This is a genomic window from Pseudomonas sp. 30_B, assembly GCF_017491605.1.
Lineage (GTDB): Bacteria > Pseudomonadota > Gammaproteobacteria > Pseudomonadales > Pseudomonadaceae > Pseudomonas.
The window spans coordinates 153,896-168,881 of record NZ_JAFGYY010000010.1 but is presented as its reverse complement, the minus strand read 5'-3'; the positions used below and the strand labels follow the sequence as shown (position 1 = coordinate 168,881).

Annotated in this window: 15 protein-coding genes and 1 pseudogene; 9 read left to right on the top strand and 7 right to left on the bottom strand. The window is 67.0% G+C overall.

The annotated features are described in order from the left end of the window. Positions 1-318 precede the first annotated feature (318 nt). From J5M67_RS13505 to J5M67_RS13490, 4 genes are read left to right on the top strand one after another with little or no spacing between them, the layout of a single operon-like run. Positions 319-1,320, top strand: a complete 1,002-nt coding sequence (locus J5M67_RS13505) for an NAD-dependent epimerase (RefSeq protein ID WP_207885835.1) — start codon at positions 319-321, stop codon at positions 1,318-1,320. A 23-nt stretch (positions 1,321-1,343) separates the two neighbouring features. Continuing rightward, positions 1,344-2,084: a glycosyltransferase family 2 protein gene (locus J5M67_RS13500; protein ID WP_207885834.1), complete on the top strand. Its 741-nt coding sequence runs from the start codon at positions 1,344-1,346 to the stop codon at positions 2,082-2,084. A gap of 3 nt (positions 2,085-2,087) precedes the next feature. Next, a complete protein-coding gene (locus J5M67_RS13495) occupies positions 2,088-3,683 on the top strand; it encodes a glycosyltransferase family 39 protein (protein WP_207885833.1) in 1,596 nt (531 codons plus the stop codon). 26 nt (positions 3,684-3,709) lie between these two features. After that, complete coding sequence (locus J5M67_RS13490; protein ID WP_207885832.1) at positions 3,710-4,681, top strand: SdiA-regulated domain-containing protein; 972 nt, start codon at positions 3,710-3,712, stop codon at positions 4,679-4,681. Positions 4,682-4,800: 119 nt separating this feature from the next. Here J5M67_RS13490 and J5M67_RS13485 read toward each other — a convergent pair whose 3' ends face one another. Together J5M67_RS13485 and J5M67_RS13480 are read right to left on the bottom strand one after the other, a co-directional pair. After that, a complete protein-coding gene (locus tag J5M67_RS13485; RefSeq protein ID WP_207885891.1) occupies positions 4,801-5,127 on the bottom strand; it encodes a lipid-A-disaccharide synthase N-terminal domain-containing protein in 327 nt (108 codons plus the stop codon). A 102-nt stretch (positions 5,128-5,229) separates the two neighbouring features. Next, positions 5,230-5,439 (bottom strand): annotated as a pseudogene (locus tag J5M67_RS13480) (lipid-A-disaccharide synthase N-terminal domain-containing protein); the annotation flags it as partial. 580 nt (positions 5,440-6,019) lie between these two features. On the opposite strand from J5M67_RS13480, the gene J5M67_RS13475 reads away from it, so the two are divergent. After that, positions 6,020-7,327 carry an MFS family transporter gene (locus tag J5M67_RS13475; protein ID WP_207885831.1) on the top strand — a complete coding sequence of 436 codons (1,308 nt, stop codon included), beginning with the start codon at positions 6,020-6,022 and terminating at the stop codon, positions 7,325-7,327. A 21-nt stretch (positions 7,328-7,348) separates the two neighbouring features. Here J5M67_RS13475 and J5M67_RS13470 read toward each other — a convergent pair whose 3' ends face one another. Then, on the bottom strand, positions 7,349-8,821 hold the full coding sequence (locus J5M67_RS13470; protein WP_279381569.1) for an MDR family MFS transporter: 1,473 nt from the start codon (positions 8,819-8,821) through the stop codon (positions 7,349-7,351). A 352-nt stretch (positions 8,822-9,173) separates the two neighbouring features. On the opposite strand from J5M67_RS13470, the gene cfaB reads away from it, so the two are divergent. Then, entirely contained in the window at positions 9,174-10,358 is a 1,185-nt protein-coding gene (gene cfaB / locus J5M67_RS13465) for a C17 cyclopropane fatty acid synthase CfaB (protein ID WP_207885830.1), read from the top strand. A gap of 3 nt (positions 10,359-10,361) precedes the next feature. On the opposite strand, the gene J5M67_RS13460 is transcribed toward cfaB, so the two are convergent. After that, entirely contained in the window at positions 10,362-10,814 is a 453-nt protein-coding gene (locus tag J5M67_RS13460) for a hypothetical protein (protein WP_207885829.1), read from the bottom strand. Between the two features lie 65 nt (positions 10,815-10,879). Here J5M67_RS13460 and J5M67_RS13455 point away from each other — a divergent pair, with 65 nt between their 5' ends. Continuing rightward, entirely contained in the window at positions 10,880-11,347 is a 468-nt protein-coding gene (locus J5M67_RS13455; protein WP_207885828.1) for an N-acetyltransferase, read from the top strand. Here J5M67_RS13455 and folE2 read toward each other — a convergent pair. Next, on the bottom strand, positions 11,344-12,231 hold the full coding sequence (folE2, locus tag J5M67_RS13450) for a GTP cyclohydrolase FolE2 (protein ID WP_207885827.1): 888 nt from the start codon (positions 12,229-12,231) through the stop codon (positions 11,344-11,346). The genes J5M67_RS13455 and folE2 overlap by 4 nt on opposite strands. Before the next feature lie 71 nt (positions 12,232-12,302). Next, positions 12,303-12,704, bottom strand: a complete 402-nt coding sequence (locus J5M67_RS13445) for a hypothetical protein (protein ID WP_207885826.1) — start codon at positions 12,702-12,704, stop codon at positions 12,303-12,305. A 130-nt stretch (positions 12,705-12,834) separates the two neighbouring features. Between J5M67_RS13445 and dksA the strand changes: the two genes are divergently transcribed. After that, the gene (dksA, locus tag J5M67_RS13440) at positions 12,835-13,239 is read left to right on the top strand and encodes an RNA polymerase-binding protein DksA (RefSeq protein WP_207885825.1); all 405 of its coding nucleotides are present in this window, start codon (positions 12,835-12,837) and stop codon (positions 13,237-13,239) included. A 14-nt stretch (positions 13,240-13,253) separates the two neighbouring features. Then, a complete protein-coding gene (zigA, locus tag J5M67_RS13435) occupies positions 13,254-14,456 on the top strand; it encodes a zinc metallochaperone GTPase ZigA (RefSeq protein ID WP_207885824.1) in 1,203 nt (400 codons plus the stop codon). A 144-nt stretch (positions 14,457-14,600) separates the two neighbouring features. Here the strand turns inward: zigA and J5M67_RS13430 are convergent, their stop codons facing one another. Next, positions 14,601-14,954 carry an NADH:ubiquinone oxidoreductase gene (locus J5M67_RS13430; RefSeq protein ID WP_207885823.1) on the bottom strand — a complete coding sequence of 118 codons (354 nt, stop codon included), beginning with the start codon at positions 14,952-14,954 and terminating at the stop codon, positions 14,601-14,603. Between the last annotated feature and the right edge of the window lie 32 nt (positions 14,955-14,986).

Here is a 14,986-nt window from a genome sequence, read left to right as displayed (position 1 = left end):
CGCCTTGCGCCGTCACCGCGGTCCTTCCTTTGCCCGCTTCTGATGTGTAGGCGTTTTCGTCGTAATGCCGTCACACTTTCTCTACTAATCTTTCACAAATTCTTCTCACGCCTGCCAAGACGATGAGTCAGCCTTTGCGCGGCGTCCTAGACGGATGCCGTGCGTAGCCGAGCCCCTTGCGGCCCGGACCATCAAGACCAGGGATCGGCCCTTGCCGGTCACCACAACAACACTCTGGCTCGGGCGACCCATGACGATCACAGCGTTCGTGCAGACAAGGGATATTCCTGCCCCCGGCTCCAGCTGGGGACTGTATCCATGAAGTTCCTGGTCACCGGCGCCGCCGGTTTCATCGGCTTCCACACCGCGCAGCGGCTGTGCCGCGACGGCCACGACGTGGTCGGCATCGACAACCTCAACGATTACTACAGCGTCGAGCTCAAGCAGGCTCGGTTGGCGTTGCTGCGCCAGGAGCGCAACTTCCGCTTCGAGCAGCTGGACATCGCCAATGGCCCGGCCCTGGCCCAACTGTTCCAGCGTGAGCGCTTCGAGCGGGTGATCCACCTGGCCGCCCAGGCCGGGGTGCGCTACTCGCTGGAAAACCCCCAGGCCTACGCCGACGCCAACCTCACCGGCTTCGTCAACCTGCTCGAAGGTTGCCGCCATGGGCAGGTCGGCCATCTGGTGTATGCCTCCAGCAGCTCGGTGTATGGCATGAGCCGCGACATGCCGTTCAGCACCGACATGGCAGTGGACCAGCCGGTGTCGCTGTACGCCGCGACCAAGCGCGCCAACGAGCTGATGGCGCACACCTACGCACACCTCTACCGCCTGCCGGTCACCGGCCTGCGCTTCTTCACCGTCTACGGCCCCTGGGGCCGTCCGGACATGGCGCTGTTCAAGTTCACCCGGGAGATCCTCGAAGGCCGCCCCATCGATATCTACAACAACGGCGAGATGTCCCGCGACTTCACCTACATCGACGATGTGGTGGAAGGCGTGGTGCGCATCCAGGACTGCCCGGCCGAGTCGGGCGAGCACGGCGAGGCGCCGGTGGCGCTCTACAACATCGGTCGCGGCGAGCCGGTGCGCCTGCTCGACATGGTCGAGTGCGTGGAGAACGCGCTGGGTCGCCGGGCCGTTCGCAACTATCTGCCGCTGCAGCCGGGTGACGTGCTGCAGACCTGGGCCGACGTCGAGGCGCTGGCACGGCGCACCGGTTTCCGTCCGGCGACTTCGCTGCAGAGCGGCGTCGAGCGTTTCGTTCATTGGTACCGCGAGTTCTACGCGATTGAAGAGCCCTGCGCCGGCGCGGCGTGAGGGTCATGGAGCAAGATCCGAGCATGTCCAACAGCCCTTATGTGTCGGTGCTGATTCCGGCGAAGAATGAAGCCGAGAACCTTCCCGGGCTCCTCGAGGAAGTCCGCCAGGCCCTGGCCGGCGAGGTGTTCGAAGTCATAGTGGTCGACGATGGCAGCACCGACGCGACCCGCGCCGAGCTGCAGAAGCTGCAGCAGGGCGGCTACGCCGAGCTGCGGGTGCTGACCCACGAGCGTTCGCTGGGCCAGAGCACCTCCATCTATCACGCCGCCGAGGCCGCCCGTGGCCGTTGGTTGGCGACCCTGGACGGCGACGGACAGAACGATCCGGCGGACATCCCCGGGATGCTCGCCATGGTCCGCGCCGCCGACTGCCCGGCCGACCTCAAGCTGATCGCCGGGCACCGGGTGAAACGCCAGGACAGCGCCAGCAAGCGCTGGGCCTCGCGTTTCGCCAACCGCCTGCGCGGCCGCCTGCTCAACGACCACACGCCCGATACCGGTTGCGGGCTCAAGCTGATCGAGCGCGAAGCCTTCCTGCGCCTGCCGTATTTCGATCACATGCATCGCTTCATTCCGGCGCTGATCCAGCGCCACCAGGGCCGCATGCGCGTGCACCCGGTGAACCACCGGCCGCGCAATGCCGGGGTGTCCAAGTACGGCAACCTGGACCGGGCGCTGGTGGGCATCCTGGACCTGTTCGGCGTCTGGTGGCTGATCCGTCGCACACGCCTGGATGCGGTTCCCCGCGAACTGGGGCGCTGACCCATGGCCAACCAGGGCGAGCCAGGCAATTCCCTTCCCCGCCTGACGCCCCTGCGTGTCGGGACCGGTGCGCAGTTTTCCTGGTTCTGGCGTTGCGCCGAGCGGCCCTGGTTGCTGCTGGTACCGGCGGCCCTGCTGCTGGGGGCCGGCCTGGGACTTCGCCAGCCGAGCAACGTCGACGAAGAGCGCTTCCTCGGCGTGGCCCTGGAGATGCTGCAGAGCGGCGACTGGCTGATTCCCCACCGCGCCGCGGAAATCTATCCGGACAAGCCGCCGCTGTTCATGTGGCTGGTGGCGCTGCTGGTGCGCCTGGGGCTGGCGCCGAACCTGGCGCTGTTCCTGCCGGCCTTCGGCTCGGGCCTGGTAGCGACCGCCTGCCTCTACGACCTCGGCCGCCGCCTGTGGAACCGCCGCATCGGCCTCGTCGCCGGGTTGTTGTTCCTGGCTACCTACCAGACCTATTCGGTGCTGCGCGATGGCAGCATCGACGGTTTCCTCTGCCTGTGGATAAGCCTGGCCGTCTATGGCCTGTGCCGGCACCTGTTGCTCGGCCCCGCGTGGCGCTGGTTCTACCTGGCGTGCGCGGTGATGGGCCTGGGTGTCATCAGCAAGGGCGTGGGCTTCCTGCCGGCACTGATGCTGATTCCCTACGCCTATGCGGCGCGCAAGGGCTGGTCCGGCGTGGCGCGCATGCCCGGCCAGGCGCGCGCCTGGTGGCTGGGGCTGCTGGTGGCCCTGGGGGCTATCGCACTATGGCTGGTGCCAGTGGTGCTGCACGTGCTCCTGAGCGGCAGCGCCGATGGCCGCGCCTACCTCGACGACATCCTCCTGCACCAGACCGCCAAGCGCTATGCCAGCGCCTGGCAGCATCAGGAGCCGTTCTGGTACTTCTTCGCCAAGGTCATCCCGCAGTACTGGCTGCCCCTGGTGCTGACCCTGCCGTGGATGGTGCCCGCCTGGCGCCGCCAGCTGGCCCGGCATGACGGCCGCCTGCTGGTGCTGCTCGGCTGGGTGGCGCTGGTGCTGCTGTTCTTCAGCCTGAGCTCCGGCAAGCGCAAGCTCTACATCTTCCCCGCGCTGCCTGGCCTGGTGCTGGCCATGGCGCCGCTGGTGCCCTGGCTGCTGCGCCGCTGGTTCGCCGAGCGGCCGAGGGCGCGCAAGGTGTTCCTGGTCATCGCGGTGGTCTGGTTCACCGCCTGGTTCGCCCGTGGCTTCATCGAGCCGCTGCGCGACCCCGGCGATGACCGTCGCCCGCTGATGGCCGAGGTGGCGCGCCTGAGCGGCGGCGCCGAGCTGGTGCTGACCAACTGGCGCGAGGGGCATTGGCTCTACGCCCGTCAGCCGCTGGTGCACTTCGGCCTGGATACCCCCGACCCGCTGGGCAAGACGCTGACCTGGTTGCGCGGTCATCCGCAGGCGGTGGCCATGGTTTCCGCCGAAGGCCTCGAGCGTTGCTTCCACCGCGAGCGTGCCCGCGAAGTGAAGGGCGACTACGAGGAGCAGTGGTTCCTGGTCGGCGCCGATGCCGACAACGGCCAGTGCGCCGACGACGCTTCCGCCCCGGCCTACCGCTTCGCCTGGAAGCCGCCGCTTTTCTGAGTTTCCACTTTCCTGGGAGTCCGAACGTGAACAGAGCTGCCGACAGCGTGGACGTCATGCAACTGCATCCCCTGCGTCGCCGCTTCGACCGGCGCACCTTGCTGTGGCTGCTCCTGGCCCTGGTGCTGGTCGTACCGGGCGTGACCTTGCTGCTCATGAAGCTCTTGCCGCAACAGGCCTACTTCTACTTCAGCAGCCAGCTGCACGCGTCCGAGTGGGCCGGGCGCAGCGTCTGGCTGCCGGACTACAAGGTGGTGATCGACGCAAAGCCGGTGAAGGGCATCGAATCCGACCTGTCCGCCCTGAGCTACGACTTCGATCACGACCGCCTGCTCGCCGTGACCAATGCCGGTGCCATGAAGCTGACGGTGTTGAGCAAGACTGGCGAGCTGCTGGCGCAGTACCCCATGACCGGTTTCGAGGACGTCGAAGGCGTGGCCTACCTGGGCGGCGGCCTGGTGGCGGTATCCGACGAGAACCTGCAGCAGATCGATTTCTTTGCGCTGCCGGATCAGCCCGGCCGGACGATCGACGCCCGCGAGGCGCAGTCGTTCGCCCTGGAGATCAAACCGAGCATCCACAACAAGGGCTTCGAAGGGCTCACCTACGACCCTGACCACGACCGCCTGTTCATCGGCAAGGAGCGCGGCCCGCGGCAGATCTACGAAGTCACCGGCATTCGCGCGAGCCTGGCCGGCAAGCTGCAGCTCAAGGTGATCGACCACACCGACTGGGTGAAGCGCAGCGTGTTCGGCACCGACATCTCCGACCTCCACTACGACCGCAAGAGCGGCCACCTGTTGGTGCTCAGTGAGGAGTCGAAGCTGATCATCGAGCTGGACGGGCAGGGCAAGCTGGTCAGCTTCCGTTCGCTCGGCGGTTTTGGCGACCTGAAACACGCGGCGCCCCAGGCCGAGGGGCTGACCATGGATGCCGACGGCAACCTCTACGTGGGCAGCGAGCCGAACCTCTTCTACCGCTTCGAGAAGCAGCGCTGAGGGGTTCGTTTCAAGGTGCGCTGAAGGCTGTAGCCGAGGCCCGCGGACGGCTCTTCTCCAGAGTCGCGTGGGCCTTTGTCATGCAGCGCTGAAGGAGTTCATCAGGAGCCGCCGAAGGCTCACTGGCTCTGCTGCGCGCTGGCGCCTTCGGCCTGGGCCTGGCGCCGGATCAGCGCCAGGTTGCGAAGGTAGACCACGATGCCGAAGGACTGGCCGAGGATGATGACCGGGTCGCGCTGCGCCACGGCGTAGCTGAACAGCAGCACGCTGCCGGCCATCGACAGGTACCAGAAGTAGATGGGGTTGACCGGGCGTCCGGCGCGCTCGGAGTACCACAGCTGCAGCACGAAGCGCCCGGTGAAGAGCACCTGGCCGACCATGCCGATCACGGTCCACAGCGGGTCGGCGCCGGTGATGACCTTGAGGATCGGCTCAGGTTTCGACATCCAGCCCAAGGCGATCGCCACCGCCGCCCAGGTCAGCCAGGGCCAGGCGAAGAACAGCGGCCGGCCGCCGCTGTGGCGACGATCCAGTTCGAGATTGCGCAGGTAGATGGCGAGGCCGGCGAGCTGCCCCAGGCAGATCACCAGGTCGCGCTGGTGGGTGGCGTAGGCCAGCAGCAGCACGGCGCCGGCGCAGCTGAAATACCAGAAGTGCACCGGCATCAGGCTCTTGCGAGCGCGCTCGGAAAGCACCCATTGAACCAGGAAGCGAGCAGAGAAAGCCGCCTGTGCGGCCAGTCCGATGGCAAACCACAATGGATTGGCTGCGTTCAAGCAGAGCCCCCCGGTCGAATCGTCGAGCGCCGCGCATTTCGCGGCCTGTAGCGCTGCCCCGCAGTATACACGGGACGCATCTCTCTTTAATGGCGTCGACGAGTGGTCGGGCGGGATGACCGGGCGGGGCAGGGGCGGTCAACATTCCCCCGGTGCCTGCACGTCCGGGGGTGTGGACGGGGCACCGAGGCCAGGCGGCAGGAGCCGCAACACGAGGGGAATGGAAATCGACCTTGTCTTGTGGACAAGGTCGGACCCCGACCCTCCGAGGGGTACCTGACAAGTCTCCCGAAGGGTGCAAGGCGGGCCAACGATAGAAGCTGGCTACTGGCCGGTCAATCGAAAACGACAAACGCCCGTTGGGCCTGTCCGATATTCGAACCAAAAAGCGCGGAGGAACGCCGCGGACTTCGTTAGCCGGCTATCGGAGCTGTCTATACTGTTTCCAGTTGTGTCAGCGGCAGATCGCCCGGACCAGGCGGCGATTGGGCTGATACGGGGCGGCCAGGGACCTCCGCCCAAAGATCCGGGACGCTGTTCAACCCAATCTAAGAGAAGCCCCATGAACGCACCTGCCTCCGCGCCGCAGTACTCTGCCCATGAGCGCCGCACGCGCATCCTCGCCATCGTCGGCGCCTCCTCGGGCAACCTGGTGGAGTGGTTCGACTTCTACGTCTACGCCTTCACCGCCCTGTACTTTGCCCACGCCTTCTTCCCCTCGGACAACCCGACGGTGCAGTTGCTCAACACCGCCGGGGTGTTCGCCGCCGGCTTCCTCATGCGCCCCATCGGCGGCTGGATGTTCGGCCGCATCGCCGACAAGAAGGGCCGCAAGACCGCGATGATGATCTCGGTGCTGATGATGTGCGGCGGCTCGCTGGCGATTGCCGTGATGCCGACCTACGCCAGCATCGGCGTCGCCGCGCCCGCCCTGCTGCTGCTTGCGCGGCTGTTCCAGGGCCTTTCGGTGGGCGGCGAGTACGGCACCAGCGCCACCTACATGAGCGAGGTGGCGCTCAAGGGCCAGCGTGGCTTCTTCGCCTCCTTCCAGTACGTGACCCTGATCGGCGGCCAGTTGCTGGCGGTGCTGGTGGTGGTAGTCCTGCAGCAGTTGCTGACCACCGACCAGCTCAAGGAGTGGGGCTGGCGGATTCCCTTCGGGGTCGGCGCCATCACCGCGGTGATCGCCTTCTACCTGCGCCGCTCCCTGAGCGAGACGGCCAAGGCCTCCACCCTGCAGCGCAAGGAGTCGGGCACCCTCACCGAGCTGTTCGCCCACCACAAGCGCGCCTTCTTCACCGTGCTCGGCTTCACCGCCGGCGGTTCGCTGATCTTCTACACCTTCACCACCTACATGCAGAAATACCTGGTGAACACCGCTGGGATGGACGCCAAGGTGGCCAGCGGCGTGATGACCTTCGCCCTGTTCGTCTACATGTGCATGCAGCCCTTGTTCGGCGCGCTGTCCGACCGCATCGGGCGCAAGACCTCGATGCTCTGGTTCGGCATCCTGGGGATGATCTTCACCTGGCCGATCCTCTCCGCGCTCAAGGCGGTGAGCAGCCCCTACATGGCCTTCGTGCTGATCATCGGGGCGCTGGCCATCGTCAGCCTGTACACCTCCATCAGCGGCCTGATCAAGGCGGAGATGTTCCCGCCGCAAATCCGTGCCCTGGGCGTGGGCCTGTCCTATGCGGTGGGCAACGCCATCTTCGGCGGTTCGGCGGAGTACGTCGCTCTGGGCCTGAAGAGCATGGGCGTGGAGGAGTACTTCTACGTCTACGTCTCGATCATGTGCGGCGTGGCGCTGGTGGTCTGCCTGCTGCTGCCGGACCTGCGCAAGGTCAGCTACCTCAACGACGAGGACTGACCTTGCCCTGTACCTGGCGCGTCAGTCGCTGGCCCGGCCGCGCAACGCGTGGTCGGGCAGCGCCAGGGCGATCAGCAGCGTCAGCACGCCGAAGCCGGCGTTGATCAGGAACAGGCGGCTGAACACCTGGTCCAGGGCCTGCCGATGGGCCTCGTGGCCCGCGCCGCTCAGGCTGTCCAGCAGGGCGCTGGCCGACAGGCCGTGGCCGGCATCGCCCGCCAGCGGTTGCAGCATGGCCAGCAGCAGGGCCGACATCAGCGCGATGCCCACCGCGCCGCCCAGGGAGCGGAACAGCGTGATGTTGCTGGTGGCCACGCCCAGGTAGCGGGTGTCCACCGCGCTCTGCGCCGCCACCAGGCTGGTGGGGAACTGGGTCCCGGCGGCGGTGCCGGTCAGCAGCATGCACAGGCCCGAGAGCAGGTAGGCGTCCGGCGAAGCCAGTGCGAGCCCCGCGATGGCGCAGGGCGTCAGCAGTGCGCCGGCGACGATCTGCGGCTTGTAGCGGCCGAGGATTGCCGTCAGCCGCCCGCAGCAGTAAGCGCCCAGCGGCACACCCATGGCCAGTGGCAGCAGGTGCAGCGCCGCGCTGTCCGCGCCGGCGCCGGTCACCGACTGGAAGCGCAGCGGCACCAGCACCGACAACGAGATCACCTGGAAGCTGGCGAAGAAGCTGATCAGCCAGCTCAGCGTCGCCGCGCGGATGCGGAACAGGTGCATCGGCACCAGCGGTTCCGGCGCCCGGCGTTCCTGCAGCACGAACAGCAGGATCAGCACTAGCGCGGCGGCGAACAGCCCGAGCATCTGTGGATCGTTCCAGCGCGCACCCTGGCCGACCTCGGTGATCGCCAGCAGCAGGCTGCCCAGGCCCGCGATCATCAGCGCGGTGCCCAGGTAATCGATCACCGGCTGCCGCCCTGGCACCGGCAGGCCGCGCAGGGTGCGGCGCGAGACGGCGAGGGCGACCAGGCCCACCGGCAGGTTGATCAGGAATACCCAGCGCCAGGACAGGTGCTCCGTCAGCAGGCCGCCGAGCACGGGGCCTGCGATGCTGGCGATGGCGTACATGCTGCTGAAATAGCCCTGGTAGCGGCCGCGCTCGCGCGGCGGGACGATGTCACCAATGATCGCCTGGCTCACCGACATCATGCCGCCCGCGCCGATGCCCTGCAGCACGCGGGCGAGCACCAGCTGCTCCATGCTCTGCGCGGCACCGCAGAGGGCCGAGGCGGCGGTGAACAGGGCGATGGCGAACAGCATCAGCACGCGGCGCCCGTAGAGGTCGCCGAGCTTGCCGTAGATCGGCATGGAGATGGTCATCGCCACCATGTAGCCGGAGATGACCCAGGCGAGCAGGTCGAAGTCGCCGAAGCCGGCGGAGATCGCCGGTAGCGACACGGCGACGATGGTCTGGTCCAGCGCACCGAGGAAGATCGCCAGCATCAGCCCCACCAGTACGGTGCGGACCGCCGGGCGCGGCGCGGAGAAGCTGTTCAAGGTGGCCCCCTTTACTGCAGAGGTCCTCCGGTCGGAAAGCGCGCGGAGGGGGCTACAGTGTAGTGCAATGGGCGTATGGGCTGTCATGCCGAGGACGTCGTTGCCAGGTAGTAAAGGCTCTATCTCAGGCCTGGTAACGATACCGCGCGAATCGGCTGCTACGCTTGCGTAGCGAACTATCGTTCCGCGCATTTCTTTTGGAACGCTGCCCGCCGAGGCGCACTCCACTGCAAGGAATCGGCAGGCTCACCGCCGTGGTCGGTGCCCGATAGTTTTTCGCGGGCCAGGCCATAGCCGAAGACTATGGGCGCGCTGGTCTATAGTTCTTCAGCCCTGTGACCAGGAGGTATGCATGAAAGCCAATCTGCCCTCTGAGTTGCTGTCCCTGCAGTTGCCGTTGCGTATCCGCATCGGCGAGGCCCAGGCCTTCGATCTGGGGCCGGACCCGCAGGTAACTCTCGTCGTGCGTGACCCGACGCTGCTGACCGAGATCACCCAGCCCAGCCTCGACGTGCTGGGCCGCGCCTACGTCGAGAAGCGCATGGACATCGAAGGCCCGATCGGCGAAGTGATCGCCATGGGCGATGCCCTGAGCGCAGCCCTGGGTGACGACGACGACGCAGGTGACTACGTGCGCAAGAGCCACGACAAGGCCACCGACGCCGAGGCGATCCACTACCACTACGACCTCTCCAACGCGTTCTACCAGCTCTGGCTGGACCCGGAGATGGTGTACTCCTGCGCCTACTACGAAACTGGCCACGAGGACCTGGCCACGGCCCAGCTGGCCAAGCTGCGCCACCTGTGCCGCAAGTTGCGCCTGAAGCCCGGCGAGAAGCTGCTCGACGTCGGCTGCGGCTGGGGCGGGCTGGCGCGCCTGGCGGCGAAGGAATTCGGCGCCCTGGTGCACGGCATCACCCTCAGCGAGGAGCAGCTCAAGCTCGGCCGCGAGCGGGTCAAGGCCGAGGGCCTGGAAGACCAGGTGACCCTGGAACTGCGGGATTACCGCGACCTGCCGCGCGACGGCCGTTACGACAAGGTGGTCAGCGTCGGCATGTTCGAGCACGTCGGTCACGCCAACCTGGGCATCTACTTCCAGCACCTGTTCGACGCGGTACGGCCGGGCGGGCTGGTGATGAACCACGGCATCACCTCCAGCAACACCGATGGGCGTCCGGTGGGCCGTGGCGCCGGTGATTTCATCGACCGCTACGTCTTCCCCCACGGCGAGCTGCCGCACCTGTCGCTGGCCGTTGCCCGCATGAGCGAGGCCGGGCTGGAGGTGGTCGATGTCGAAGGCCTGCGCCTGCACTATGCGCGCACCCTGGACTTCTGGAGCGCCAACCTCGAGGCGAAGCTCGCCGAAGCGGCAAAACTGGTGCCCGACCAGGCCCTGCGCATCTGGCGCCTGTACCTGGCCGGCTGCGCCTACGGCTTCAAGAAGGGCTGGATCAACCTGCACCAGATCCTTGCCAGCAGGCCCCACGTCGATGGCTCCCACGAAGTGCCGTGGAGCCGGGGCGATATCTACGCCTGATGTTCAGTAACGGTCGGCGGCCAGCCAGCCTTCCGGGCTGGTCGCCGGCGGTACGCCCCGCTCCCGCAGTCCCGCTTCGAAGGCCTTCTTCCAGAGATGCTCGGCGCAGTAGTGGCTGTAGTCGATCGCCAGCCTGTCCACCCGTGCGTACGCCGAGTCGGTCGCCACGCCGGCGGGTGGCTTCGGGCCGAGGCGCTCCAGTGCCTGGCGCGCTTCCAGCGTATCGCGGGAGATCTCCAGGCAGTGGGTGAAGTGCGCGTCGGACATGCCCGGATAGGGCGAATCATGATGGCGCAGGTAATTGGCCAGTTGCATGAGCACGATGACGATCCCCAGCCCTGCCGCGAAGGCCAGGCCGAAGAACCCCAGGATCAGCACCGGCAGGGCGTCCATCAGGTCGCGCTGCAGATAGCCGGGGATTTGCTTCCAGATGTAGAGCCATTGCCTGGGCGACATGACCATCCCTGTCATGAAAGTGGGCACAATGGCGCCGACTTTATGGATTTGCGGTGGACTGCGCCATGACGGCTTCGCTATTTCTGCGTGAACTCGACTTTGACCAGGCTCCCTGGCCTCTGCTGCTGCTCGCCGACCCCAGTCGTGAGCAAGTGGACCGCTACCTGCGACAGTCGTGCCTGCTGGCGCTGTCGGACGGTGAGCACACGCTGGGCGTGGTGGTGATTACGCCACGCGGCGAGGGTACGGCGGAGATCACCAACCTGGCCGTGGATGAAGCCTGGCAAGGGCGTGGCGTTGGTCGTCGGCTGCTCGAATCGGCCATTGGGCATGCCAGGGCGGGAGGTCTGTGCCGGCTGACCATCGCCACCGGAAATTCCAGCCTGGCGCAGCTGGGCTTGTACCAGCGCGTGGGGTTCCGCATCGTTGGGATCGAGCCGGATTATTTCGTCCGCCATTATCCCGAACCGATCTTCGAGAACGGCATTCACTGCCGTGACCAGATTCGCCTGGCGCTGGAGCTCAAGCCCTAGCCGCGCGCCCAGCGGCTGACCGCCACCGCGTCGTGGGCATGCAGGCTTTCCGCGTGCACCACACGCACCTCGAAACCAATCAGTTCCTGCCGCGCCGTCAGTGCCCGGTGCAGCCGGCGCGCCGCATCCTCGCAGAACATCAGGTTCTGCCCGTTGGCCAGGGCGAAGGCCTGCTCGTCGGCACGCTTCACGGCGGTCTGCACGGCGGTGCCGAGGGCGGCTTCGGCGTGATCGATCAGTTCGTTGAACGGCAAGGCCCTGGCCGCCGGGTCGAGCCGCAGGCGCAATTGCGCCTCGCTGCGCTGGCTGTGGGGCGTGGCGACCATGCCCTGCGGGCTGCCGAGCCAGGCGCGGACCTCTTCGGCCTGCAGCGCCCGGCCGGCGAAGTCGGCGTCGAAGCGCTGCTGGATCAACTGACGGGCGAGCGCCGCGGAGCAGGGGCAGGTGGAGGAGTAGGGCAGCGACAGGTGCAGCTCCAGCGTCAGCTCATCGCCCTCCCGTCGCGCGTGGATTTCGCAGGCATAGCGCTTCCAGCCGCGCAACGGACTGACCAGGGCGGGACGGTGCAGCATCAGCTCGAAGCGCAGCGCCAGGCTGGCCCGCCGGGAAAGCTGCGCATGGCTTGCGAGGAATTGCTCCAGCGTTTCGCGCAGCAGGGCCGGCGAGAGTTCGGCTTCGGCCAGCGCCCCCAGCGCCAGGTACAGACGCGACATGTGAATGCCGCGCGCCTCGGCGTCATCGAGGCTGACGCCCGCGTCGGCGAAGGCGGCGACGCGCTCGCTGGCGATCTTGAGCGGAACGGCGATGCCCTGCATGCCGACCCAGTCGAGCGGAACGTGCAGGTGGGTGGACTGGCTGGCGATGTCGGGGAGGAAGGCGGTCATGGGGCGGGCAGTGGTTGGCGATTGTTATAATATAACGTATTTGCCTGGCCGCGATTGCGCAATGGGTTTCTTCAGCGCGCCTGCTGCTTGCAGCCGCTCACCCGCCCGCAGGTCAGGCGGGTGCTGTCGCCGGAGGAGCTGCTGAAGCGGCTGATGTTGGTCCAGCCGATGCCCCGGCTGGTGCCGACCCACACCTGCCCGTCGCTGGTGACGCCGCTGAAGAAGGTCAGGCTGCCGTAGCGCGTGCCGGTCTGTGCCCAGCGCCTGCCGCTGGCCGCCTCGAAGCCGTGCAGGTAGGTGTCGTGGCCCTGGGTGGCGACGCTGTAGAGATCGCCCGCGTCGGTCATGCAGGCCAGAACCTGCGCCGACCAGGCACAGCGTGCCGGCGTCTCGCCGGGGAACGGAAGTGGCGCCTGGCCGCTGGCGTGGGCGAGCGGGGCGAACAGGCAGAGCAGCAGGGCGCGGCGCAGCATCGGGTATCCGGAGCGGCAGGGAAGCGGGACATCGGTATCGCACGTCGGCGGACGGTTGTCGATTCTCGATTGTCGAGATTGCATTGTTATAATATAACATAAAAAGATCACCTCCGCCCCGGAGACGGCCATGACCGAACAGGAACTGCTCGCCCAGCCCGGCGAGGCCTACATGAGCGAGGCACAACAGGGCTACTTCCGCGATCTGCTGCTGACCCAGCGCGGCGAGTTGCAGGTGCGCATCGACGAGGAGTTCCAAGCCCTGCAGGACGGCGAACGCCCCAGCGACGACGCCGACATTGCCAGCCGCGAGGAGGCGCGCCAGTGGCAGCTGCGCGTGCTCGAACGCGAGAAGAAGCTGCTGGACAAGATCGACCAGGCGCTGGAGCGCCTGGCCCGGGGCGACTACGGCTGGTGCGAGGAAACCGGCGAGCCGATCGGCCTGCGCCGCCTGCTGCTGCGTCCCACCGCCTCGCTCTGCGTCGAGGCCAAGGAGCGCCAGGAACGGCGCGAACTGCACGTCCGCGAAGCCTGATTTCTGGAGCCCCCATGAACAAGCCACTCCCCGTCACCGTGCTGTCCGGCTTCCTCGGCGCCGGCAAGAGCACCCTGCTCAACCATGTGCTGAAGAACCGCGAGCAGCTCAAGGTCGCGGTGATCGTCAACGACATGAGCGAGATCAACATCGACGGCCGCGAGGTCCAGCGCGATGTCAGCCTCAACCGCGGCCAGGAGCGCCTGGTGGAGATGAGCAACGGCTGCATCTGCTGCACCCTGCGCGAGGACCTGCTGGAAGAAATCAGTCGCCTCGCCCGCGAGGGCCGCTTCGACTACCTGCTGATCGAATCCACCGGCATCTCCGAACCGCTGCCGGTGGCCGAAACCTTCACCTTCCGCGACGAGCAGGGCCGCAGCCTGTCCGACCTGGCGCGCCTGGATACGTTGGTTACTGTGGTCGACGGGCTGAACTTCCTCGCCGACTACCAGGGCGCCGAGAGCCTGGCCGAGCGTGGCGAAATCCTCGGCGCGGACGACGAGCGCACGCTCAGCGACCTGCTGGTGGAACAGGTGGAGTTCGCCGACGTGATCCTGGTGAGCAAGATTGACCTGATCGGCAACGCCGAACGCGACGAGCTGCTGGCCATCCTGCGCAAGCTCAACCCGGACGCCTATATCCAGCCCATGGTGATGGGCCAGGTGCCGCTGGCGCGCATCCTCGACACCGGCCGCTTCGACTTCCAGCGTGCCGCCCGCGCGCCCGGCTGGCTCAAGGAGCTGCGCGGCGAGCATCTGCCGGAGACCGAGGCCTACGGCATCGCCTCCATCGTCTACCGCGCACGGCGGCCCTTCCACCCACAACGCTTCCATGACTTCCTGGCGCAGCCTTGGAGCAATGGCCGCCTGCTGCGCTCCAAGGGCTTCTTCTGGCTGGCCAGCCGCTACCGCGAGGCGGGCAGCTGGTCCCAGGCCGGCGGCCTGATGCGCCACGGGCTGGCCGGGCGCTGGTGGCGCTTCGTGCCGCGCGAGGCCTGGCCGCAGGACACCACCGAGCTGCAGGCCGTGCTCAAGCAGTGGGATGGCGACAGCGGCGATTGCCGCCAGGAACTGGTGTTCATCGGCCAGGACCTGGACTTCCCCCGCCTGTTCGCCGAGCTGGACCGCTGCCTGCTGGACGATGCCGAAATGGCTGCCGGTATGTCTGCCTGGCAGCGCCTGCCCGATCCCTTCGAGCCCTGGGTGGCGGAGGCCTGAGGCTCCGGCAGACAGGCAAAAAAATGGGCCGCCAGGGGATGGCGACCCAATTCACCAAGATCATGTTCGGCGTGGGGTGCCGAGTGGGTGTGAGGTACCCAGCGACAGTAAGCCTTATGCGTATGACAGGGCGATGACCGGACTTCAGGGCTTGCGCCACTGGCCGTGGCTCTGGCCCTCGCAGAACGGCTGGAGGATGCGCGCATCGCTGGCCACCCCGTAGTAATGGATGTCCTGGCGGTAGGGCATGCCCTGCACCTGGGCGTTCTCGCAGACACCGAAGGCGCCGCTCGGGCAGCTGTCGGCGTAGGTGACCTGGACCTTCTGGTCCTTGAGCTGCGGCTGGCAGAACCCTTCGCGGAACAGCTTTTCCGGAATGCTGCGGTTCTGCTGGCAGACCTTCACGTCGAGATTCGCGCCCTGGCTGTGCACCACGCAGGCTTCGCCGTGGGCGAACAGCGGCAGGCAGGCGAGGGCAAGGGGCAGGAGCTTACGCATGGTCGGTCCGGGGGTGCGATAAGAAGCCGCGA

Bases quoted from the DNA above. Each gene is read 5' to 3' on its own strand.
- J5M67_RS13475 (WP_207885831.1), top strand. From the start codon at position 6,020: ATGAACGCACCTGCCTCCGCGCCGCAGTACTCTGCCCATGAGCGCCGC.
- zigA (WP_207885824.1), top strand. From the start codon at position 13,254: ATGAACAAGCCACTCCCCGTCACCGTGCTGTCCGGCTTCCTCGGCGCC.
- J5M67_RS13495 (WP_207885833.1), top strand. From the start codon at position 2,088: ATGGCCAACCAGGGCGAGCCAGGCAATTCCCTTCCCCGCCTGACGCCC.
- cfaB (WP_207885830.1), top strand. From the start codon at position 9,174: ATGAAAGCCAATCTGCCCTCTGAGTTGCTGTCCCTGCAGTTGCCGTTG.
- J5M67_RS13430 (WP_207885823.1), bottom strand. From the start codon at position 14,954: ATGCGTAAGCTCCTGCCCCTTGCCCTCGCCTGCCTGCCGCTGTTCGCC.
- J5M67_RS13485 (WP_207885891.1), bottom strand. From the start codon at position 5,127: ATGTCGAAACCTGAGCCGATCCTCAAGGTCATCACCGGCGCCGACCCG.
- J5M67_RS13505 (WP_207885835.1), top strand. From the start codon at position 319: ATGAAGTTCCTGGTCACCGGCGCCGCCGGTTTCATCGGCTTCCACACC.
- J5M67_RS13460 (WP_207885829.1), bottom strand. From the start codon at position 10,814: ATGTCGCCCAGGCAATGGCTCTACATCTGGAAGCAAATCCCCGGCTAT.
- folE2 (WP_207885827.1), bottom strand. From the start codon at position 12,231: ATGACCGCCTTCCTCCCCGACATCGCCAGCCAGTCCACCCACCTGCAC.
- J5M67_RS13500 (WP_207885834.1), top strand. From the start codon at position 1,344: ATGTCCAACAGCCCTTATGTGTCGGTGCTGATTCCGGCGAAGAATGAA.
- dksA (WP_207885825.1), top strand. From the start codon at position 12,835: ATGACCGAACAGGAACTGCTCGCCCAGCCCGGCGAGGCCTACATGAGC.
- J5M67_RS13445 (WP_207885826.1), bottom strand. From the start codon at position 12,704: ATGCTGCGCCGCGCCCTGCTGCTCTGCCTGTTCGCCCCGCTCGCCCAC.
- J5M67_RS13455 (WP_207885828.1), top strand. From the start codon at position 10,880: ATGACGGCTTCGCTATTTCTGCGTGAACTCGACTTTGACCAGGCTCCC.